15 protein-coding genes are annotated in these 22,085 nt (G+C 55.0%); 7 read left to right on the top strand and 8 right to left on the bottom strand.

Features of this window, described 5'->3' with window-relative positions:
* Nucleotides 1-4: 4 nt before the first annotated feature.
* From ACT53C_RS04800 to ACT53C_RS04780, 5 genes are all read left to right on the top strand, one after another.
* Nucleotides 5-259 carry a phosphopantetheine-binding protein gene (locus ACT53C_RS04800; protein ID WP_313987085.1) on the top strand — a complete coding sequence of 85 codons (255 nt, stop codon included), beginning with the start codon at nt 5-7 and terminating at the stop codon, nt 257-259.
* Nucleotides 259-1,497 (top strand): beta-ketoacyl-[acyl-carrier-protein] synthase family protein, encoded by a 1,239-nt coding sequence (locus ACT53C_RS04795; RefSeq protein ID WP_476145088.1) that lies wholly within the window; start codon nt 259-261, stop codon nt 1,495-1,497. Before ACT53C_RS04800 ends, ACT53C_RS04795 begins: the two co-directional genes overlap by 1 nt.
* A gap of 2 nt (nt 1,498-1,499) precedes the next feature.
* Nucleotides 1,500-2,651, top strand: a complete 1,152-nt coding sequence (locus ACT53C_RS04790; RefSeq protein WP_476145087.1) for a GNAT family N-acetyltransferase — start codon at nt 1,500-1,502, stop codon at nt 2,649-2,651.
* Entirely contained in the window at nt 2,626-3,021 is a 396-nt protein-coding gene (locus ACT53C_RS04785; protein ID WP_476145086.1) for a DMT family transporter, read from the top strand. The genes ACT53C_RS04790 and ACT53C_RS04785 overlap by 26 nt, the downstream gene beginning before the upstream one ends.
* A 198-nt stretch (nt 3,022-3,219) precedes the next feature.
* Nucleotides 3,220-4,458: a diguanylate phosphodiesterase gene (locus ACT53C_RS04780; protein WP_476145085.1), complete on the top strand. Its 1,239-nt coding sequence runs from the start codon at nt 3,220-3,222 to the stop codon at nt 4,456-4,458.
* Between the two features lie 24 nt (nt 4,459-4,482).
* Here the strand turns inward: ACT53C_RS04780 and ACT53C_RS04775 are convergent, their stop codons facing one another.
* The 8 genes from ACT53C_RS04775 to ACT53C_RS04740 all read right to left on the bottom strand — a co-directional run bounded on the left by ACT53C_RS04775 (nt 4,483) and on the right by ACT53C_RS04740 (nt 19,250).
* Nucleotides 4,483-5,793, bottom strand: coding sequence for a di-heme oxidoreductase family protein (locus ACT53C_RS04775; RefSeq protein ID WP_476145084.1), 1,311 nt, complete (start codon nt 5,791-5,793; stop codon nt 4,483-4,485).
* A 62-nt stretch (nt 5,794-5,855) separates the two neighbouring features.
* Nucleotides 5,856-7,043 (bottom strand): ABC transporter substrate-binding protein, encoded by a 1,188-nt coding sequence (locus tag ACT53C_RS04770; RefSeq protein ID WP_476145083.1) that lies wholly within the window; start codon nt 7,041-7,043, stop codon nt 5,856-5,858.
* A gap of 119 nt (nt 7,044-7,162) precedes the next feature.
* The gene (locus tag ACT53C_RS04765) at nt 7,163-9,154 is read right to left on the bottom strand and encodes a TonB-dependent receptor plug domain-containing protein (RefSeq protein ID WP_476145082.1); all 1,992 of its coding nucleotides are present in this window, start codon (nt 9,152-9,154) and stop codon (nt 7,163-7,165) included.
* Nucleotides 9,155-9,364: 210 nt separating this feature from the next.
* Entirely contained in the window at nt 9,365-10,771 is a 1,407-nt protein-coding gene (locus ACT53C_RS04760; protein WP_476145080.1) for an efflux transporter outer membrane subunit, read from the bottom strand.
* Nucleotides 10,768-13,896, bottom strand: a complete 3,129-nt coding sequence (locus ACT53C_RS04755; RefSeq protein WP_476145079.1) for an efflux RND transporter permease subunit — start codon at nt 13,894-13,896, stop codon at nt 10,768-10,770. Before ACT53C_RS04755 ends, ACT53C_RS04760 begins: the two co-directional genes overlap by 4 nt.
* Complete coding sequence (locus tag ACT53C_RS04750; RefSeq protein ID WP_476145077.1) at nt 13,893-16,979, bottom strand: efflux RND transporter permease subunit; 3,087 nt, start codon at nt 16,977-16,979, stop codon at nt 13,893-13,895. The genes ACT53C_RS04755 and ACT53C_RS04750 overlap by 4 nt, the downstream gene beginning before the upstream one ends.
* 15 nt (nt 16,980-16,994) lie before the next feature.
* Nucleotides 16,995-18,296 (bottom strand): MdtA/MuxA family multidrug efflux RND transporter periplasmic adaptor subunit, encoded by a 1,302-nt coding sequence (locus tag ACT53C_RS04745; RefSeq protein WP_476145076.1) that lies wholly within the window; start codon nt 18,294-18,296, stop codon nt 16,995-16,997.
* 387 nt (nt 18,297-18,683) lie between these two features.
* Nucleotides 18,684-19,250, bottom strand: coding sequence for an MOSC domain-containing protein (locus ACT53C_RS04740; protein WP_476145075.1), 567 nt, complete (start codon nt 19,248-19,250; stop codon nt 18,684-18,686).
* A gap of 293 nt (nt 19,251-19,543) precedes the next feature.
* Between ACT53C_RS04740 and ACT53C_RS04735 the strand changes: the two genes are divergently transcribed.
* Entirely contained in the window at nt 19,544-21,670 is a 2,127-nt protein-coding gene (locus ACT53C_RS04735; RefSeq protein ID WP_476145073.1) for a molybdopterin-containing oxidoreductase family protein, read from the top strand.
* Nucleotides 21,671-22,001: 331 nt separating this feature from the next.
* Nucleotides 22,002-22,085 (top strand): K(+)-transporting ATPase subunit F, encoded by an 84-nt coding sequence (gene kdpF, locus ACT53C_RS04730; RefSeq protein ID WP_379073774.1) that lies wholly within the window; start codon nt 22,002-22,004, stop codon nt 22,083-22,085.

The following is a 22,085-nucleotide window of genomic DNA, read 5'->3' as shown; positions in this document are numbered from 1 at the left end:
GCTTATGCAGAATACACAGAATACATTTGAAGTCGTGAGTGGCTTGATCGCCAGCAAGCTGGAGATAGACCAGAAGACGATTACACCACAAAGCAAGCTGGTCGACCTTGGCCTGGACTCGCTGGATATTTTTGACATTATCTTCCAGGCTGAAGATCAGTATGGCATCAAGGTGCCTAACCCTTCAGAAGAGATTGCCACCGTAGAAGATGTGGTGCGCATGCTGGACGACTTGCTCAAGACTGAGGCCAGCGCGTAATGAGCATGCCGCGTCGGGTAGTGATCACCGGAGCGGGCATCGTCTCGCCATTGGGCAATACGGTACCCGCGTTTCAGCAAAATCTCTTGAACGGGGTGTCTGGGATCGCTGCGCTCAAGGCCGAGTTTGCCGAGCAACTCGAAACGCGGATTGCTGCCCAGTGCCAGTTTGAGCCCGAGCAGCATTTCAGCCGTCAGGAACTGGCCTTGCTCGACCGCGTCAGCCAGTTTGCCTTGCATAGTGCCGAGCAAGCCTTGCAGCAATCTGGCATCGATTTGGCTGCTTTCAGCCCAGATGCGCTTGGTTGCTTTATCGGCACCGGCATGGGTGGCGCTGCCGCCACGGAAGAAGGCTATGCGCGCTTGTTCAAACAGGGCCTGAACCGGCTCAAACCGTTTACGGTACTCATGGCGATGAACAGTGCCGCTGCCTCGCAAATTGCGACCAAATACCAGCTCGCTGGCCCGAATCAAACCATTTCCACCGCATGTTCTTCTGCCGCGATTGCCATTGGTGAAGCCGCCAAACAGATTGCCTTTGGACGCTGTGAAGCGGCGCTGGCTGGCGGCAGTGAAGCCTTGCTCACCTTTGGCACCATCAAGGCCTGGGAGGCATTGCGTACCCTGGCCAAAGAAGACCCGCAAGCCGCTGCAGCCTCCTGCAAACCGTTTTCTGCCGATAGAACGGGCCTGGTACTCGGTGAAGGTGCGGCTGTGTTTGTGCTCGAAACCTACGAACATGCCAGTGCGCGCGGCGCGCATATTCTGGCGGAAATCGTTGGTTTTGGCACCTCGAATGACTTTAGCCATATGACCCAGCCTTCGGTCGAAGGGCAGGCCCTGGCCATGCAAAAAGCCTTGCAAGATGCCGGCCTCAACCCTGAGCAGATCAGCTATATCAATGCTCACGGCACCGGCACCCAGCTCAACGATCTGACCGAGACCCGCGCGATCAAGCAAGTGTTCGGCGAGGCGGCGGCGCAGACTCCAGTCAGCTCCACTAAGTCCATGCATGGTCACTTGATGGGGGCTGCGGCTGCGGTCGAGTTGGTCGCCTGCATTGTCGCCTTGCAACAAAACACCTTGCCACCCACCATGCATTTGCACACCCCGGACCCGGAATGTGATTTGAATTACGTGGCCAACCAGGCGCAACCCGTTCAGCATCTCGAGTATGTCATGAGTAACTCATTTGCCTTTGGTGGCACCAGCGGTGTCCTTATTTTGAGAAAGATCTAATCATGCAAACTGCCTTATATATGGATTCCAACCTCAGTGCCGAAACGCCTGTGTTTGACGTCGAAGTTGGCTACAGTGCAGCCAAGTTTCCCGAGGAAACCTGGAAAACGCTGCTCAAGGACGATCTCGAAGGCTACCGCTTGCATCTGGCGTTTGACTCCGCCAATGTGCAGGGCTTTAAAACTGGTTACCTTGCGGTCAAGAAAAATCAGGTCATTGTTTGCCTGGCGCCGTTTTTTATCACCGATTACAACCTGGATACCACGGTGCAAGGGCGCCTGAAACCCTTGCTGCAAAAAGTCCGCGAGCGTATTCCTTTCCTGATGCGGGTCAAATTACTTTGCGTCGGTTCGCCGATCACCGATGCCTGCAAAATGACCTTGCATCCTGACTATCCGTTTGATCCGGCCATGATGCAGGCCCTCAATGCGCAGTTGCAAAAAATCGCCGCCAAAGCCGGTGCCTCGGTGATTGCGTTTAAAGATGTGCTGGCACGTGACCTGCAAAAAGTGGGTGCCCCGCTCAATGCGTTGGGTTACAGCACGCTCAGAAACATGCCGGTCGCGGTCAATCAGATCGCATTTGACTCGATGGAGGCTTACTTCGCCAGCTTGAGTTATGCCACGCGCAAAGACCTGCGCAGAAAGCTCAAAAAACGGTCGCAGATTGAAATCCGCGAAGTGCAGGGCATGCCGTCCAATCTGGACGAAATTTACCAGCTGTATCTCGAAACCTATGAGCGCAGCGAATTGAAGTTTGAAAAACTGACCAGCAGCTTTTTTGAGTTTGTGGCGGGCCTGATGCCAGAAAATACCCGCTTTGTGCTGTATTACCTCGAAGGCAAGCTGATTGCGTTTAACATGCTGCTGCACAACGGCCATACCCTGATGGACAAATACATCGGTATGCACCAGCCTGTCGCGGCGGAGCACAACATTTACTTCTTAAGCTGGATCTATAACATCGAGATGTGCCTGCGCGATGGCATCACGCAGTTTCAAAGCGGGCAGGCCTCCTACGAGGTGAAGAAAAGACTCGGTGCCGAGCTTGAAGACACCTATTTGCTGTTTAAACATACCAACCGCTTCCTGAATCAACCGCTGGCTTGTCTGGCCAAATTGCTTGCTTATGAAAACTTTGACCAGAACGTCTAACGCCAGTGTCGTCTGGTTATTTTCACTGCTGATTTTCTGCGATACGTTTAGTCAGGTGTTATTCAAGATGGCCTCGCTGGAGGTTGGTGCGGCATCATTGGAAAGCTGGCAGAGTTTTTTTGCCTTTGCCGGCTCACTATTGTTACAGCCTGCGTTGGTGGGAGGCGTGATGTTGCTACTGGTGGCGTTTTGTTGCTGGATGCTGCTGATGTCCCGCACCGACCTCTCAAAGGCACATTTGATCTCTGGCATTGCCTATGCCACCGTACCACTGGTCTCTGTCTATTTGTTCGCCGAGCATTTGAGCCCTTCACAAATCATGGGTATCGGCCTAATCACCCTGGGGGCGACGATTTCCAGTCTCAGCTAGCTGTGGGATTAGCCTGCAATAAGCCTCATTTCACGCGCCCAGCATGCGATGTCACACGTGAATGTGCCTGTAACAGGGTTGAAAAATAAAAGTGTCACATCTCCCCACTACAGTGTTGACGATTTTCCGTTAAAACATCTAACTTTTTGGCTGTTGTAGATAATATTTTTATTTTTTTGATTTATTTTTGCAATAAATATGTTTACGGTATTGGTGTATAAAAGTCGCTCAGTAAAGCAGTTGGTGGGGGATGAACTCACTGCATTGGTTGACGCTGCTGCTGAAAAGAATCAAAAGAATGCCATTTCAGGGGTGCTCTTATACGATGGCGACTATTTTCTGCAATATCTGGAAGGTCCGGATATTGCCATCAAGCTGCTTTATCATCTGATTACCTTGGATGACAGGCATCGTAATGTGGTTAAGCTGATGGAGGACTTTTCTCCTGCGCGGCGATTTGGCGGCTGGTCCATGTACTGCATTGATGTGCAAAAGGTGTATGGTGAAGACATTTATGCCCTGTTGTCAGAGGGGGCTACCTTTAATAGCGGCGAGTCGCTCCCCGATCATGACCGTGTTGTTAAACTGATCACGGCCTTTGCCACCTCCCGCTGGAGCGATGGCGAGCGGACACTGCACGCGGAAGACTGGCAGTTTCAGCCCCAACCATCCCCTTTTGATGTCGTGAATCCTGCCCGCATTCAGCAGGCGGCTTGCCAGTTTGCATTTCAACCGATTGTTTCTCCACTGACCGGATTGATCTCTTCGATTGAAGCGCTGATCCGCAGCCCGTCTGGCGGCTCCCCACAGCAGTGTTTTGAGGGATTGTCAGCCGAGGAGTTATATGTATTCGATCTGGAATCCAAGCAGCACGCGTTGGCCCTGGCATCGCAGATGCAACTGGGGCCGATCAAGTTATCCATCAACTTGTTGCCGATGTCTTTGGTGCGGGTGCCCAATGCGGTGGAAAAGCTGCTCAGTTATATCGCACAGTTTGATTTCAAGCCGCAGCAAATCATCGTTGAAATCACCGAGCAAGAGTCTATTGCCAACTTTGATGACTTTCAGCGCGCCATCAGGGAGTTACGTCTGGCAGGCATTAGCGTGTCGATTGATGATTTTGGTGCTGGCTTTGCCGGCCTGACCTTGCTGTCCAAATTTCAGCCTGAGAAGCTTAAGGTGGATAGACTTATTGTTGAAAATATTCACAAGGATGGCCCCAAGCAGGCGATTGTGCGGGCGCTGATTGAGTGTGCCCATGCGCTGGGCATTACGATTGTGGCCGAAGGGGTAGAGACCGTGGAAGAATGGTGCTGGTTACAATCTGCTGGCGTTGATTTGTTTCAGGGATTTTTATTTGCCAAACCCATGCTCAATGGGGTTGCACCTATCCAGTGGCCGATGCAATCGCACTCAGTTGACACGACAACCCCTTAAGGTAAAAGCAGCAGGACTGTCCGCTTACAAAGACGCCAGAAACAACAGCAACAAGTGACGCTCTTCTTGAGAGAGCGCTTCAAAGCGCTTTCTCGCAGTACTCGCCTCCCCATCGTGCCATAAAATCGCCTCTTGCAATGTGCTGGCGCGCCCATCATGCAGAAAGCCTGCTCGTGGATGAACCTGTTTCGCCAGGCCTATGCCCCAGAGTGGCGGTGTGCGCCATTCACGGCCATTGGCCGCAAAATCTGGCCTATGGTCAGCCAGGCCTTCGCCCATGTCATGTAATAGCAAGTCAGTATAAGCCGGTAGCGTCTGCCCGGCGCGCGCGGTGATTCCAGGCAGCGGCCCAGTCCGTAAGTCATCGGTATGGCAGGCAATGCATTGCGCCTGCCTGAACAAAGATGCGCCACGCTGCAATGCTGGGGTGGCCGGGGCGGGGGCCGGTACGGCCAGCGCTGAGAGATAGCACTGGATGGCTTCCAGCTGTGTGTCTGTCAGCTCAGGCTCGCTGCTGTGCGCCTTGGCCAGGCAGGTCGTTTGTGACTCAGCACAAGGTGGCTGTTTAAACAGGCTAGATGTAATGCCCAAGTCGCCATGAAAGGCACTGGCAATTTGCTGGCGCAAGTGAGGGGCGTTGGCTTTCCAGCCAAACCTGCCTATCACCCATTTGTGTTGTGCGATCTCCCACACCCAATTCGGTTTCCCGCTAATGCCCGCAGGTTTGCGCCGGGCGGCCTGGCGCAGAATTTCTGCCTCAGGGACAGCCTCCAGCAGGCCCAGTCCAAAGACGGCCGGGGCAATCCGCGCTGAGGTGAGCGCCGTGTCAAGCGGGCCATAAGCCAGTTCGCTGAAATGCAAGCTGGGCTGACGCAATGTCACGGTTTCGCCGTCAGCGAGCGAGATGGTCAGGGGGTGATAGCTAACGTGCGCAAGCCCTTCACCGGCGACGCCAGGGATTCCAAATTCATTCAGTTGCTCGCCATAGGCGGGATGCGGCTGAGGAGTGCCTTGGGCGGCTGGTACGCTGAGCCTGACCAGCATGGTTTTCATGGATTCAGTGGGGCCATCCGGCGCAAAGCCGCGGCCGTTGCCCGGGTGGCAGGCAAGGCAGGATTGACGGTTGTATAAGGGGCCCAAGCCCGAGAATTGGGTTTGCGCATTGTCGGCAATGGTCCACAGTTGCCGGAACAACTGGCGACCCTCCTCAAAACGTTGTCTGGAGGCCGTGTCACGTAAGGCAGGCAGTGCCTGGCTGTAGGCTTCGGCCGTGCGGGAAGGGCTGTAGAATTCGGCCGCCGGCGCCGCGACGGCGATTGGAGTGACAGCCGCCACTAGGCAGCACCACGCAATCGCAAGTTTGATCAGCGAGAAGTTAAACATGCAGACCAAGCAGGTTAAGGCGTTAACAGCAGCGCCTGCAAGGCGGTGGCGACAGACTGGTAACGCGTCTTGGCCTGGGCCGCCCAGTCCTGGATCAGCGCATCACGCGACGGAGATGGCCCTGCTGCAAATTGTGCGTAATGCGTGGTGCTGAATAACTGCGCTTCAGTGAACAGTGGCTGCAACAGCTGTTGTTCGAGGGTCTGGATGGTTGCGCCATCACGCTTGAGATGTTTGGCAAAGGCGAGGTTGACATGTAGTGACTGCAATAAGGCCTGATGCTGCACCAGGGTGGCTTCAAACATGGCATTCAACAGGGCTTGCTGAACCACATCTCGGCCTTGATCGTGCGAGGGTGGTTGCGCCGCATAGGGGTCAAAATAGCCATGCGGTTTATGCCGATAGGCCGCCGGCACGACCGGTAATTTGCGGATATCCACGGCAAACAGCAGTTGCTGCCCGGCAGGGGAGAGCGTGAATTCTGCAAAGGCCCGCGCCGCCGCCGGATGGGGGGCTTGCTGAAAAATGGCGACGTGCGCTGGCGAGTAGGCCACCATGGGTGGATAGCAATACTGCAGGCGGGCCCCTTTGGCGATGGCCGAGGCAGCAAAAAAATCCATGGTGATGCCGACCATCGCCCGGCCGGCAACCACTTCATCCGTAATAAAGGTGGAGCCATGGTCGATAAAGCGTGCATTGAGCACGATCTGACTCAGCATGGCCCAGCCTTCTGTCCATGACTTTCCGCGTAACATGGCGTCAATCAAGCCCGATGCAAAACCGACTTTGCCGGGAAGGGGAAACGCCACCTGGCCGCGTAGCGTCGGATTGGCCAGGTCCTGCCAGTCTTGCGGCGGACTGAGCCTGGCTTTGCGTGTCGCCGTGGGATCAATCACCATGCCGAGTCCGGCAATTTCAGTCGCCGCATACAAGCCCTGTGCATCATTCAGTTGCGTGCCCTGCAGGGAGGCGGGCGATTGTATCCATGCCGGATCAAGCGGTTTGAGTTTGCCTTGCTGCGCCAGCAGGCTAAAGTTTTGCCGCGCAGGTGCCCAGTACACATCCACTTCGCCTGCATGTTGTTGTAGGTAATGCAAAGCATCTTGTGCCGGTTTCCAAATGATCTCCAGCCGATAGTCAGGCGCTTGCTGCTCAAAGGCCGCCTCAAATTGCGAGATCATTTCCTGCGGATAACTGGTCATGACCACCACTTTTTCGCTGGCGGGGGCACACAGGCTGGCGAAGAACAAGCTGATGCACAGCAGCCGCTGGGTGCAAGGGGTGAATATCCGCTGGTAAAAAACCATGGTCATGTTCCCGGTTAAAACAGGTAACTCAGATTGCTAAACCACATGCGTCCGGGATTCGGAAAACCGTAGTCCAGAGAGTAGTTTTTATCAGTCAGGTTGTTCACGCCCACTTCTGCGCTGAGGTTGGTGACCGGCTGCCAGACTGCTTTGAGATTCATGACGGTGAAACCGTCGACTTTGGTGGTATTGCTGACCCAGCGGCTGCTATTGTATTCGGCGAAACCAATCACGCGAATGGCATTTAAAGGGGTCCATGTGAGGTGCGTCGTGATTTTCGTTTCAGGCACATTGGTAATTTTTGTGTTGTCGGCCAGGTTGTTGACATGCATTTTGGTCACATTGCCGCCTATTTGCCACCCTTCTCCCAAGGGGCTATTTAAACTTAACTCAATGCCTTGAATACGGACTTGACCAACGTTTTGGTTTTGGCATTTGTTTGTCGTTGAGCAGGCGGTTTGCCCATTTAAAACCACGCTTTGAATCTTGTCCGCTATCTCGTTGTGAAACAGGGCCACTTGCGCTGTAGCGCCGTTCCAAGGCATGCCTTTGTAACCGACTTCGTAGTTATGTGCCTTTTCTTTTGACAGATTGGGGTTTTCAATAAACGTCCCAAAACGTAATGAGTAGCGATCTTTTAATGTCGGCAAGCGTGTTTTTTGCGCAGCGCTGGCATAAAGCGTCGCGGTTTCACTCCATTGATACGAAATGGCTGCTTGCGGATCATTGGCGGTGAGTGTGTTCGCGGTAAAGGTAAAGCCTGGCTTATAGATTTTGTCAGGGTCAATTTCATGGTGGGCAAAACCAATCGTCGCCGTTGTTTGCGTGCCCAGCTTGATTGCATCTTCAAAGGCGATCGAACGCCAGGTATCCTGAAAGTGTTCGGTGGTATTGCCCAAGCCATCTAACGCCTGGTGTTTATCCACTTTATATTCACTAAACAGTCGCAATGTGTTGTTCTTCAGGCGCGTCGACTCAAGCTCCAGCATTGCGCCATGCGTTTTGTCATGATACAGACTGATCCCGGAGGCTGGGCCGCCGTTCAAGACACGATAGCTGGCGTTGGTATACATATTCAGCGTGTTATTAAACTTATCCAGGAACAAGCGTAATTTCACGGTTTCATGTTCTCCCACGTCTGTTTTTGAGATGAAATAAAGACTCTCTTTGTCCCACTGCGGCCAATTCCAAAAACGAGCGTTGCTAGCAATCGTGCTGGGCGGATTGCCCTTCTCGCCATCTTGTTTATAGTAGGAAAGCGCATACTCATCGGTTTTATTCGGGGTTACGCCAAACTTCAGCGAGACTTTACTATCCTGATATTGTGAGTGATTGCGAAGCCCGCCTTGTTCGGTGGCGGTAGGTGTAAAGTGATCTGACATTCTGAAGCCATCGCTGTCTCGATAACTGACCCCTGCTTGAGCGTACCAGGTGCCTTGATTCGTGCCTATGTTGGCATTGGCTTCATGGGCATTTTCCTGGCCAAAGCCCACTCTGGCATCTCCTTCCAGCGTTTTACTGGGCTTGCGTGATACCAGGTTAATGGCGCCACCCAAGGTATTGGGGCCAAAAGAGACCGAGCTGTAGCCTTTGGAGACCTGAATCGCCGCCAGGTCGCCTGTGGTGAAGCGCGCCAGGTCCACATAACCATCGTAAGGAACATACACTGGAATCCCATCAATGAACAAGGGGACTTGTCTGATATCGTAGCCGCGGACAGTGACCATTTGTTCATTACGTGCGCCACCATTGGTGAGTGTGATCCCTGGTAAAAGGTTGAGAGCAGTGCCCACCGTTTCGCGATTAAATTTGCGGAGGTCGCTGATGTCTAGCGTGTCAGAGACGACGCCTGCTTCGTGGTCCTTGGGGGCGGTGACGACGATTTCGCCCAGGGTGAACGCCTTGCTGTCGCTGGTATTGTCGGCGGCCATGGCCTGTTCGCTGACGCTCGCAAGCAGGCAGGCCATCAGTAAGGAGAATCGTGCAGATGGGTGATGCAATGACATGTCAGGGTCCTCTCTTGGTGTGCGTCTTAAATGCGCATTCGCACTCGTTATATTTATTTGGGAATAGCGTAAGCCGCAAAAAAACTGGTATGCCGCAATTCACGCTCTGGATGATAGAGATTCTAACATCGTTATATTCATTCGGGAATATCGTAAAGCGTGTTTCTGACCAGGCGATTGCTGGATGCTGTCAGGATGCGTTGCCAGGGTTTATTTTGAGGTGTTGTAAGTCCCGCCCAGGGCTACCATCAGGGCCACCGAGGCATTGAGCCTGCGCCCGGTGATGGAGAGCAGGTTGCGCTCGGCGCTCAACAGGGTGGATTGCACGTTGACCACGTATTGGTATTCACTGATGCCGGCACGGTAGCGGTTTTCGGTTTGGGTGACGGCTTCGCGTGCAAATTTGACGGCGGTTTCCTGTTCTTTTGCCTCCGCCTCCAGAATACGCAGCAAGGCCAGATTATCCTCAACTTCGCGCAAGCCATTAATCACGGTTTGTTTATAGGTGGCGACACTGGCATCGTAGCGGGCAATGGCCGCATTGGTATTCGATCTACGCAGCTGGTTATCAAAAATCGGCCCGGCCAGCGCGGGGCCCAGTGACCAGAGGCGGTTAGGCAGCGAAAGCAGATTGCTCAGGCTGTTGTCGCTATAGCCAAAGGTCGCGCCCAACGTCAGCGTGGGGAAGAGTGCCGCCCGCGCAACGCCGATCTGTGCATTGGCGGAGGCGACCCTGCGCTCAGCCCCGGCAATGTCTGGTCTGCGTTCCAGCAGGCTGGCAGGCAAGCCTGTATTCGCGGCGGGCAGAGACAAATTGGCCACGTCCTTGTATGGTTGTTCGGGGATAGACAGCTCGGCTGGCGGCTTGCCGATCAGTACTGCAATCGCATGCTCCAGTTGCGCGCGCGAGGCGCTGATATCAATCGACTGTGCCAGTGTATTGCGCAATTGCGTTTCGGCCTGGGCGATTTCCGTGCGCGACGCCAGGCCCACGTTATAGCGGTTGGTGGTCAGCTTGAGTGAGCGATCAAAGCTTTTGGCCGTGTTATCCAGCAGCAGCTTTTGCGAGTCCAGAATCCTGAGCTGAAAATAGGTTTGCGCCAGGGTAGACTGGACCGAGAGCTTGGCCGCAGCCAGGTCGGCGGCTGTGGCTTCGGCATTGGTTTCGCCAGCAATCACGCTGTTACGTATTCTGCCCCACAAATCCATCTCCCAACTGGCGTTGAGGCCAATGCTGTAATCACTGCGCACGCCAGTGGTATTGGTGGTTTCCCCACGGGTGGCGCCTGCCTGCCCGTTGAGTGCGGGCAATTGCGGCGAGTGGCTCGCCCGCGCCAGTGCCAGCCCTTGCCGATAATTGGCCTCCGCAATCAGGATGGTGTAGTTGGCTTGATTGGCCTGGGTGAGTAAGGCGGTCAGTTGGGGGTCGTTGTAACGTTCCCACCAGGCCGCAGACAGTTCTGGTGAACCGGGCTCGGCCACTTTCCAGCCTTCAGGCGGCGGTTCTTTGTATTGTGCCGGTATCTCGACGCGCGGGCGTACATAGTCTTGCCAGACACTGCATCCTTGTATCATCAGGCCCGCCATGGCCAGCACCCACATTTTGACTATGTTCATACCGTTTGATTCTTCAAAGAATTTGAGTTTAACGAGAGGCCGAAACGCTGGCTGAGCCAACGCCCCGCATCATCCAGATACAGATAAACCACGGGCGTGGTGACCAGCGTCAGCACTTGCCCTACCAGCAGGCCACCGACGATGGAGATGCCCAGCGGCTGACGGATTTCAGCACCATCGCCGACGCCCAGCAACAAGGGCACCGCTCCCAGCACCGCCGCCAGCGTGGTCATTAAAATGGGCCGCAAGCGTTGCAGGCAGGCCTGGGTGACGGCGGCTTCGGCAGAGAGCGCGTGTTCACGCCGCAAATGAATCGCCGCATCAATCATGATAATGGCGTTTTTCATGACAATGCCCACCAGGAGCACAATGCCTATCATGGCGATAATGGTCAACTCGCTGTCAAACCATAACAGGGCCAGCAAGGCGCCTATGCCCGCCGAGGGCAGGGTAGAGAGGATGGTCAGCGGATGGATCAGGCTTTCGTACAGCATGCCCAGCACGATGTAGATCGCGATCACGGCGGTCAGGATCAGCCACGGCTGGCTATCCATGGAATCCTGAAACGCTTTGGCTTTACCGGCAAAGGTGCCATGGATGCTCTCTGGCGGCACCAGCGCGGCAAAGGTCGATTCGATGGCCTGGCTGGCGACATCCAGCGCATAGCCCTGGGCCAGGTTAAACGAAACCGTGGCGGCGGCAAACTGCCCCTGGTGATTGACCGCCAGCGGCGTATTCACGGGTTGCCAGTGGGCAAAGCTGGCCAGCGGAATGCGCTGGTTTTTGAGGCTGGTCAGGTAGATATTCTGCAAGGATTCCGGCCCCTGCGCAAAGCGGGCCGCCACCGTCATCACCACATAGTATTGATTAAGCGGTTCGTAAATGGTTGAGACCAGCCGCTGGCCAAAGGCATCATTCAAGGCACTGTCAATCTGCTGCTGGGTGATGCCCAGGCGCGTGGCCGCGTCGCGGTCCACCACCAGATTAATCTGCAAGCCCTTGTCTTGTGCATCACTGGAGACGTCAGTCAGTTGCGGCAGCTTGGCCATGGCATCCTTGAGTTTGGGAGCAAACTGGCGCAAATCGTCTACGCTGCTGGAGAGCAAGGTGTATTGGTATTCTGCCGAGCCGGGACGCAAGCCGATATTGAATTCCTGTTGTGGTCGCAAGCGTAACGATGCTCCGGCCACGCGGTCCAATTGCGGGCGCAAGCGATCCACCACTTCTTGCGCGGAGGCCTGGCGCTCTGCACGGGGTTTCAGCCGCGCATTGAGCATGCCAGTATTGGATTGCCCGCCGCCAAAGCCACCCGTGTATTCATAATAGGTATCGATATCGGGGTCGCGGGCGATGATCTGCATGAATTGGGCCACTTTTTCACGCATGGCCCAAAACGACAGATTCTGGTCGCCCTCGAAGTTGCCTTGCAAGCGGCCAGTATCTTGTAGCGGAAAAAAGCCCTTGGGCACCAGGGTATATAGATAAAGGTTGCTGCCGATAGCCACGGCAAAGAGCAGCAGAATCAGGCGCCTGTGGTGCAGGCTCCAGCGCAGCACACGCTGATACACTGAGGCTGGCCAGGGTTGGTCCTGCGTGGCGGGAGCGGGACTCGTATGATCAGCGCCACCAGCCTTTGCGCCATGCTTTGCTGCTTGCGGCCGCAGTAGTTTGGAGGAGAGGACGGGTGTCAGTGTCAGCGACACCAGCAATGAAATGATGACCGCACTGGCCAGCGTGATTGAAAACTCGCGGAACATGCGCCCGACCACACCGTCCATGAACAGCAGCGGAATAAATGCCGCAATCAGCGCCAGACTCATGGCGATAATGGTAAATGACACCTCGTGCACTGCCCGCAGTGCCGCCTGCAAGGGGCTGAGGCCATGTTCAATGTGCCGGGCCGTATTTTCTACCACCACAATCGCATCATCCACCACAAAGCCGGTGGCAATAATGAGCGCCATCAGGGTCAGGTTATTGAGGCTGAAACCGCACAGGTAAATCACGGCCAGCGTCCCCAGCAAGGACACCGGAATGGCGATGCTGGGAATCAGCGCCGCGCGCCCGCTTTTTAAAAACAAAAAGGTCACCACGATCACCAATCCAATCGAGATCAGCAGGCTGTGTTCGACTTCTTCTAACGATTTGCGGACGATGGTGCTGCGGTCTATGAGCACTTCCATGGCAATGCCAGGCGGCAACAAGGGCTGCAGCCTGGGCAGCAAGGCTTTGATGCCATCAACCGTGGCGACAATGTTGGCGCCCGGGATATTATTCACCGCGATGACCACGCCGGGCTTTTGCTTGACGCTGCCGGCGCTGCGCAGCTCCTGCACCGAGTCTTTCACCTCGGCAATGTCGCGCAGCCTGACCGGGGCGGCATTGCGCCAGGCCACAATCAAATCACGAAAATCGGCCGCCTGGCGGTTACTGTCATTCACTTCCAGCTGCCAGCGTTTGCTGGCACTCTCGATAAAGCCTTTGGGTAAATGGGCGTTGGCATTGGCGATGGCCGTGCGGATCTGGTCCAGGCTGATGCCATATTGATTGGCAGTGAGCGGATTCACTTCTACCCTGACCGCCCGCAAGGCGCTGCCATTGACGTTGACCTGGCCCACGCCATCCACTTGCGAGATGCGCTGCCCGACCAGGCTGTAGGCCACATCGTACAGCTCGGACTGGCTGTAGCGGTCCGAGGTCAGTGCGATATGCATGATCATGGTCGGGCCACTCTTGCGCCAGGTTGGGTTGCTTTGCATGCCGGCTGGCAGCAAGGGGATGGCGGTATTGATGGCCGCTTGCACATCGCGTGCGGCACTGTCTGCATTGCGGTCCAGATCAAACTGCAAACTGACCCGGGTCTGGCCTTTGGTGCTGCTGGAGGTCATCTCGTTGAGGCCGGCAATATTACCCAGCGAGCGCTCCAGCGGCGAGGCAACGGCGGAAGCCATGGTTTCGGCGCTGGCGCCGGGCAGGCGCGCAAACACATCGATGCTGGGCATTTCCACTTGCGGCAGCGAGGCAATCGGCAGTGCCACATAAGCCGCAATGCCGGGCAAGGCAATCGCCAGTGCCAGCAAGGTGGTGGCCACGGGGCGGCGCAAAAACAGCGTGAGCCCACTCATGGGTTCGCCTCGCTGTGTGCGACTGCTTTGTGCTGACCAGGCTGGGCCAGGCGGTCAAACATCAGGTAGATGACTGGCGTAGTAAACAAGGTGAGCAACTGGCTCACTAACAGGCCGCCTATCATGGCAATGCCGAGCGGCGCACGCAATTCTGAGCCGGGGCCATCGCCGGTGACCAGCGGCACGGCACTTAACAGCGCCGCCAGTGTGGTCATCAGGATAGGCCGGAACCTGAGCAGGCAGGCTTCATAAATGGCTTCTTCAGGCGACTTGCCATGATGGCGCTCGGCCTCCAGTGCAAAATCAATCATCATGATGGCATTTTTTTGCACAATGCCGATCAGCAGGATAATGCCGATGATAGCAATCACGCTGAGCGGATGCCCGGTCAGCATGAGCGCCAGCAAGGCGCCGACGCCCGCAGAAGGCAAGGTGGAGAGGATGGTCAGCGGGTGGATATAGCTTTCATACAAAATACCCAGCACGATATACATGGTGAGGATGGCGGCCAGCATTAAAAATAATTCGTTGCCGAGTGCGGCATTAAAGGCGGCAGCTGCGCCCTGAAAGCGGCTAATCATGGTGGCCGGGAATTGCATGCGCTGTTTGACTGCATCAATTGCTGCCACGGCATCCCCCAGGGCATAGCCATCGGCAAGGTTAAAGCCAATGGTGACTGAGGGTAACTGGTCTTCCCGGTTCACCACCAGCGCCGCCGGTTGCTCGCTGATGCGTGCGATACTCGCCAGCGGCACCTGGCGCCCGGTATTGCTGGTGACATAAACCTGATCCAGCGCCTGCAAGCCTGAGGCCGAGGATGGTTGCGACTCAAGAATCACGCGGTACTGATTGGCCTGGGTGAAAATGGTACTGATCATGCGCTGGCCAAAGGCGCTATAGAGCGCATTGTCCACATCCGCCATGGTAATGCCCAGCCGCCCGGCACTGTCGCGGTCCACGGTCACGGCGGCGCGCAGGCCGTCGCTGTGCAAGTTATGTGTGACGGTGGTCAGTTGCGGCAGCTTGCGCAGTGCTTGCATAAAGCCGGGGAGTGCGCTTTGCAAGGCTTGCGGATCGGTGCTGGTCAGCAGGTATTGATACTGGGTCTGGCTGACACGGTCTGACAACGTCAGGTCTTGCACCGGTTGCATAAACAGCTTGAGCGGGGCGGTGGCCTCCAGGCGAGATTGCAAGCGGGAAATGACCTCGCTGGCGCTGGCCTGGCGTTGCGGGTAGGGCTTGAGATTGATCAGCATACGGCCACTGTTATGCGTGGTGTTGACCCCATCCACGCCTACCACTGAAGAAATACTTTCTACATCGGCATCCTGCAAAATGGCTTCTACCACGGCTTGCTGCTTGTGGCTGATCACGCTGAAGGCATCCGAACCGTTGGCCTCAGTCATCACCTGGATAAAGCCGGTATCCTGGGTCGGGAACAGGCCTTTGGGGATGCTGATCACCAGCGTGACCGTCAGCACCAGCGATGCGGCCGCAAGCAGCAATACCAGCGGCTGGTGCCGCAAGGCAACCTGCAGTCCTCTGCCGTAATAGGCAATGATGCGGTCTATGAGGTTAGTCTGGTTTGCGACAGGGGCTTTGGCTGGTTTGAGCAAGCGCGCGCACAGCATGGGCGTCAGGGTGAGCGAGACTACCGCCGAAATGAGGATGGCGACCGCCAGTGTGACGGCAAACTCGCGGAACAAGCGGCCAATCACATCGCCCATAAATAGCAAGGGGATCAGCACCGCAATCAGTGAAAAGGTCAGCGAGATGATGGTAAAGCCGATCTGGCGGGCGCCCTTGATGGCGGCATTCATCGGCGTCTCGCCTTCTTCAATATGGCGCGCGATATTCTCAATCATGACAATGGCATCATCGACCACAAAGCCGGTGGCAATGGTCAGCGCCATCAGGGTGAGGTTGTTGATGCTAAAGCCCGCCGCATACATGATGCTAAACGTGCCCACCAGCGACAACGGCACAGTCAAACTGGGGATGACGGTGCCCGCCGCCGTGCGCAAAAACAGGAAGATCACCATCACCACCAGGGCAATGGCCAGCATGAGCTCAAACTGCACATCTTCAAGCGCGCTGCGGATGGTATGCGTGCGGTTAGTGAGTTCGCTGACGCTGACATCGGCCGGCAAGCCCGCGGTCAGGCCGGGCAGGCGCTCGCGAATCTGCTCGACCACCTCAATCACATTGGCGCCGGGCTGGCGGCGGATATTGACCAGAATGGCGGGCGTTTGATTGGACCAGGCAGAGATATACAAGTCTTCTTGTGCCTCTTTCACCTCAGCCACATCCCGCAGGCGCACGGGCCGGTCACCGGTGTTGGCAATAATCAGGTTACGGTATTCCTCTGCGGACCGCAGTTGGCTGTTGGCATCGAGTTCATAGGCCAGCAAGGGGCCATCAATATTGCCTTTGGCCTGGTTGGAGTTGGCGCTGTCTATGATGGTGCGCAGCGTATTCATGCCCAGCCCGTAGGCCGCCAGCACGGGCTGATTCACCTGAATGCGGATCGCCGGTTTTTGCCCGCCATCCACACTGACCAGGCCCACGCCACTCACCTGCGCAATTTTTTGTGCCATGCGCGTATCCACCAGGTCGCGTAACTTTGGCAATGGCAGGCTCTGTGAAGTCACGGCCAACGTCAGCACCGGGGCATCGGCCGGGTTCACCTTGTTATAGATAGGCGGGGAGGGTAAATCCGCAGGCAAAAAGGTACTGGCCGCGTTCATGGCCGCCTGAACTGACTGGACGGCAACATCGAGGCTGTTTTTCAGGCTGAACTGCAAGGTAATGACTGAAACGCCGCCAGAGCTGGCAGAGGACATATGTGCCAGGCCAGCCATAGAGCCAAATTGACGCTCCAGCGGTGAGGTCACATTCATCGCCATCACCTCGGCACTGGCGCCGGGGTAGAGCGTGACCACCTGAATCACCGGGTAATCAACCTGCGGCAAGGCAGATTTGGGCAACAAGGTATACGCCAGCAGGCCCGCCAGCAGAATGGCGACCATCAATAACGAGGTCGCCACCGGTCTTAAAATAAACAGCCGTGAAGGGTTCATCATCGTCAGGCGTGCCGCTTATGCCCCGGCTGCCGCGCGGCGTCTATGCTTGGATGCTTGTCCCTCAGCGCCACCACTGGCCGGCGCTGGGTCCGCCTGCTCAGCCGGATCCAGCGCGTGATTCGGGTCCTTGACCCGCACTTTGGCGTCTTGCTTGAGTTTATCAATGCCGCTGCTCACCACCCGGTCACCCGGCTGCAAGCCCTTGGTAATGGCCGCGATTTCCGCGTCGGTATGCCCCACCGTCACCGCTTGCAACACCACTTTTTCGCCGTTGGTATCGGGCACAATTTTATACACAAAAGCACCGTCCGGCCCTTGCTGCAAGGCATTGATCGGGATCACGCTGGCATGCGGAATTGTCTCGCTAAACAGTTTCACATTCACAAACTGGTTAGGAAACAGGTGGTCGTCCTCGTTGGCAAAGGCCGCCTTGAGCTTAAGTGTGCCCGAGGTGGTATCAATCTGGTTATCAATACTCTCAAGCACCCCGCTGGCCAACCGCCGCGTATTGCCTTTGTCCCACGCTTCTACCTTGAGTTTGTGCAAGCCAGCGCTTGACTGGCTTTGTGCCACCAGGCGCGTGATGCGGTCTTCCGGCAGCGTAAATACCACATGGATAGGATGAATCGCATTGATCACCGCAATCGGGCTGGTGGTGTCGATATTGTTGCCGCTATCGACCTGGCGCAAGCCAATGCGGCCACTGATTGGCGCGGTGATGTTGGTAAAACTGAGCTGTAACCTGGCGTTTTCCACCGAGGCTTTGTCGGCCTGCACCGTACCCTGATATTGCTGCACCAGCGAGGCTTGTGAGTCTACTTGCTGTGAGGCAATCGAGTCTTGCGCTTGCAGGGTTTTATAGCGCTCCAAATCAATCTGGCTGTTTTTGAGCAAGGCCTGGTTGCGCACTGCCTGCCCCTGAATCTGCCCCAGCGCCGTTTCAAACGGACGCGGATCAATCTTCGCCAATAACTGCCCTTGCTTGACCAGCTGACCTTCCTGAAAAGCCACTTGAATCAATTGCCCGGCCACGCGGCTGGTCACCGTCACCACCGCAGACGGAATCGCCGTCCCCAGCGCCGTATGTGTCACCGGAATATCGGCAACCGTCACCGTGGCCGCTGTCACTGGCGTGGGCTTGTCTCCCCCTGGGCCATGATGGCCGCCGTGTCCGCGACCATGCCCTTGCTCAGCTTGCGCCTCGGCCTGGGGCACCTCAGCCCCTTGATCGGTACGCGGATGTTTCCAGAACCAGAGTGCCAACCCCAGGGCAATCAGTCCTATTGCAGTGTTCAATAGCGCTTTTTTATTAGACATAGCCGACTCAATATGCTTGCTCAACGTTGAAAATACAAACATCTCTTCATGCGGTCAATCATTCACCCCCGCGACTTGCATTTTATCGCGACCATCCCCCGATTCTGGTTTTCCAGAAAAAGAAAATTCGAAATCGCAAACGGGAGTTGTTTGTAATTGGGGTGGGACTCACTGTGATATCTGTTTACAGGGCGTAACCTTGCATCACCGCATTGAGTGCTGCATTTGCTAGGCAGCTAATCTAACAATTGGTGCGATTATTGTGCAAAAGATTTTGTCACGAAATGTATCAACCCCTGATTCAACGCCGGGGATTGAACCGGGCGTAGTCAGGGGGTAGACGGCGAAGACAAGTCAGGAAAAAGTAATTTTGCGGGCTAGCTTCTGCTAGAAGCTCAAAGACGATTGCAACGGCACATCTGTTGCAGACTCAGCGACCATCACCCGCACCGGGTCTCCTCGCTGCAGTATCCCACTTTTTAAAACCCGAGCCGTGACCCCGCCATGACCACGCATGGCGTTGTAACCGCCTGTCCCTAGCACCTGCTCCATACGTGAGCATGGCTCACAAGGGCCAGTCACCTCCAGCACCACTTCACCTATCAATAGATGCAAGGGCTGATCTTTAAACAGCGATTTAGCAGCCAGCAGATTGAGCCCGGAGACAATCAGGTTGCGCCTGAGCACCGCCGGATCCACCTGCGCCCGACCCGTGAGTGCCGCAATCACTTGTAAATGCTCGGCTTGCAGCAAGGTCACCTGCCGTTTGCTGCCATTCGCTTGTGATGACGCCCTCAAGCTGGCTCTATCCCCTTGCAATCCACGGTTTGCTATCGCTAAGGCTTGATTGGGTGACAAACAAGGCTGACCGCGATCTGGACGAAGGTAAATGTTTTCCAGTCGACCGTGTTGGCTAAAGTGTTGGGTTAAGTCACGCAGGGTGGCGGTTTGCATTGATTGAGTCTTAAAAATAAGCGGCGATTCATAAATTGGGGCGCTGGGAAAACAAAATTGGTTTTTTTGCGTATCGCCTAGAACGATTATATCGAGTTTGAATAGTGATTCATGCAACCCATGTTCAAACTTTCTATCTGCAGGCGATGATCCGCTTTAAGAACAAAAAGTATCAATATCCAGCAGCATTGTATTTCCATGCCAAGGGGTATAGTATTTGAAATAGACAGACCTGTCTTGCATTGATTCTTTTTAAAACATGACGGCATATAACAGTGCGCTTGGAGTGTCATATGAATGATGTTGCAGATGTAGTCCAAACCTTTCATGGCGGTTGCCCGCATGATTGTCCTGATACTTGCGCGATGCAGTTTCATGTCAAAAACGGCGAGCTGATTTCAGTTTCAGGTAACCCTGATCATCCGATGACGCGAGGCGGGTTATGCGTCAAATTAAAAGATTATGAAAAGCGGCATTATCACCCCAACCGCCTACTCTATCCCATGAAGCGGGTAGGGCCCAAAGGCACGAATCAGTTTGAGCGCATCACCTGGGATGAGGCCCTGGATACCATTGTGGCTCGATGGCAGGCATTGATCAATCATGAAGGCCCCCGCGCCATATTACCCGTCAGTTATTTGGGTAATCAGGGGCTGGTACATGGACTCAATGGCGGGGATGCCTTTTTCAACCGGCTGGGCGCCACCGTTTGCGAGAGAACCTTTTGTGGTGAAGGCTCCTGTACTGCCTGGTTGCTGACGGTTGGGCCGACCGCCGGCGTGGACCCCGAAAGCTTTATCCATGCCAATTTCATCGTCATCTGGGCGTGTAACTCGGTCTCCACCAACCTGCATCACTGGCACATTATTAAAGACGCCCAAAAAAGAGGGGCGAAGATCGTTGTGGTAGATTCGTTCGCCTCTACAACCGCAAAAGAAGCCGATTGGCATATTGCCCCCAGGCCAGGCACCGATGGCGCGCTGGCCATGGCCATGATGCACGTGATCATTGCAGAAGACTTGGTCGACCATGACTATGTTGAGAAATTTACCGTGGGTTATGCCGAGCTGGCGGAGAGAGCTAAATCCTGCACGCCGGAATGGGCAGCTGACATCACAGGCATCCCCGCCGACCAGATTCGCCTGTTTGCCCGCGAATATGCGACCACGCCGCCAGCCGCCATCCGCATTGGCGTCGCGCTGGAGCGTAGTTATGGCGGCAGTCAGGCGATACGCGCTGTCACCTCATTGCCCGCCCTGATTGGAGCCTGGCGACACGTTGGCGGCGGTGCGCTGCAATTCCCAGTCTGGGAGCATCCTTACAAGTTTGACGTGATTTGCAGGCCGGACTTGATCCCTGAAGGTACGCCAGTGGTGAATATCCTGCAATTAGGCCGGGCGCTGCTTGGCGAAACGCCGCTAGAGGTGCCGATTAAATCGATCATGGTGTGGAATACCAACCCGGTCACCCAATCGCCCGAAACTGACAAGGTCATCGAAGGGCTCAAGCGCGAAGACCTGTTTACCATCGTTGCCGATCACTTCATTTCAGATACGGCGTCATATGCAGATATTGTCTTGCCCGCAGCCATGGGGGCAGAGCAGGAAGACATGATCTTATCCTGGGGCCATTTATACCTTACCTACAACACCAAATGCATAGAGCCTCCCGGCGAAGCCTTACCCAACAATGAAATATTCCGGCGCTTGGCCCAGCGTTTGGGATTCGAAGAAGACAATTTCAAATGGAGCGACAGCGAATGTCTTGAAAATTATGTAGATTGGAGTTCACCCGCCTGCCAAGGCATAGACCTCAACTACATGCGTGAGCACGGGTTTGCAAGACTGAATGTAGGCACCAAAGACGACCGCGCCCCGCATCGCGAGGGGAACTTCCCCACCCCAACCGGTAAATGCATGTTCATGGTCGAAGGCGCCAAAAATTTTGTCGCCGGCCCTTTCAGGCAGATGTATGACGGTTTTCAGCCAGGCGAAGATTTAGACCCATTGCCGGCCTATGTGCCCAGTCGGGAAGCTCCTGATACCAACGCAACGCTGGCGGCCAGGTTTCCTCTAAACATCATCTCACCAAAAAGCCATGGCTTTATTAATTCCTCATACGCGAATATGGAATCCAAACTCCGCGTGCAGGGCGAGCAATACCTGATGATCAACCCGGTAGATGCACTCGCACGCGATGTGCAGGATGGCATGATGGTCAAAACCTATAACGAAAGAGGCGCTTTTGAAGCGGTCGCCCGTGTCACTACTGATGTGAATCCCGGCATCGTGGTCGCTACTCTGGGCTATTGGCGCCAACTCAACAAGGGGACGGTGAACTGTATCAGCTCAGCCGAGTATGGTGACATGGGCCACTCAAATACGTTTAGCGATAATCTCGTTGAAGTCGAGCTTGTTTGAACAGTTAATTTATAAAAGCAGAGGCACGGGTTCGAGTGATCTATCGAGTTTTTTCACTCGGGATCTCCACTAACTGTGAAAGGCTGTTCAATCAATCGGCTGAACAGAGTCTACAAATTAGTGGCGATTCAGTCTGATGGCTACTACCTTACTTGCCATTTCCTTCTAAGAGAGTTTCTAAAACTCCGATTCTCCCGCACTTGCTGGTGTATTTATACATTTTTTATACGCCAGCATTTTTTCATTACAACTTCTTTATTTTCGAAGGCGTAACCTGACTCAGGTGTCAAAAGTTGTTTTTGACGTTTTAGAAATTAAAGAGGTACTGAGCATGATTTACATCATTAGCGGAGTCACAGCAGCGTTCCTGTTTGTATATCTCATTTACGCCCTTATCAATCCGGAGCGCTTTTAA

It is taken from the genome of Methylophilus sp. DMC14, assembly GCF_056314085.1.
The sequence above is the reverse complement of the archived record's forward strand: the minus strand, read 5'-3'. Positions and strand labels throughout refer to the sequence as shown.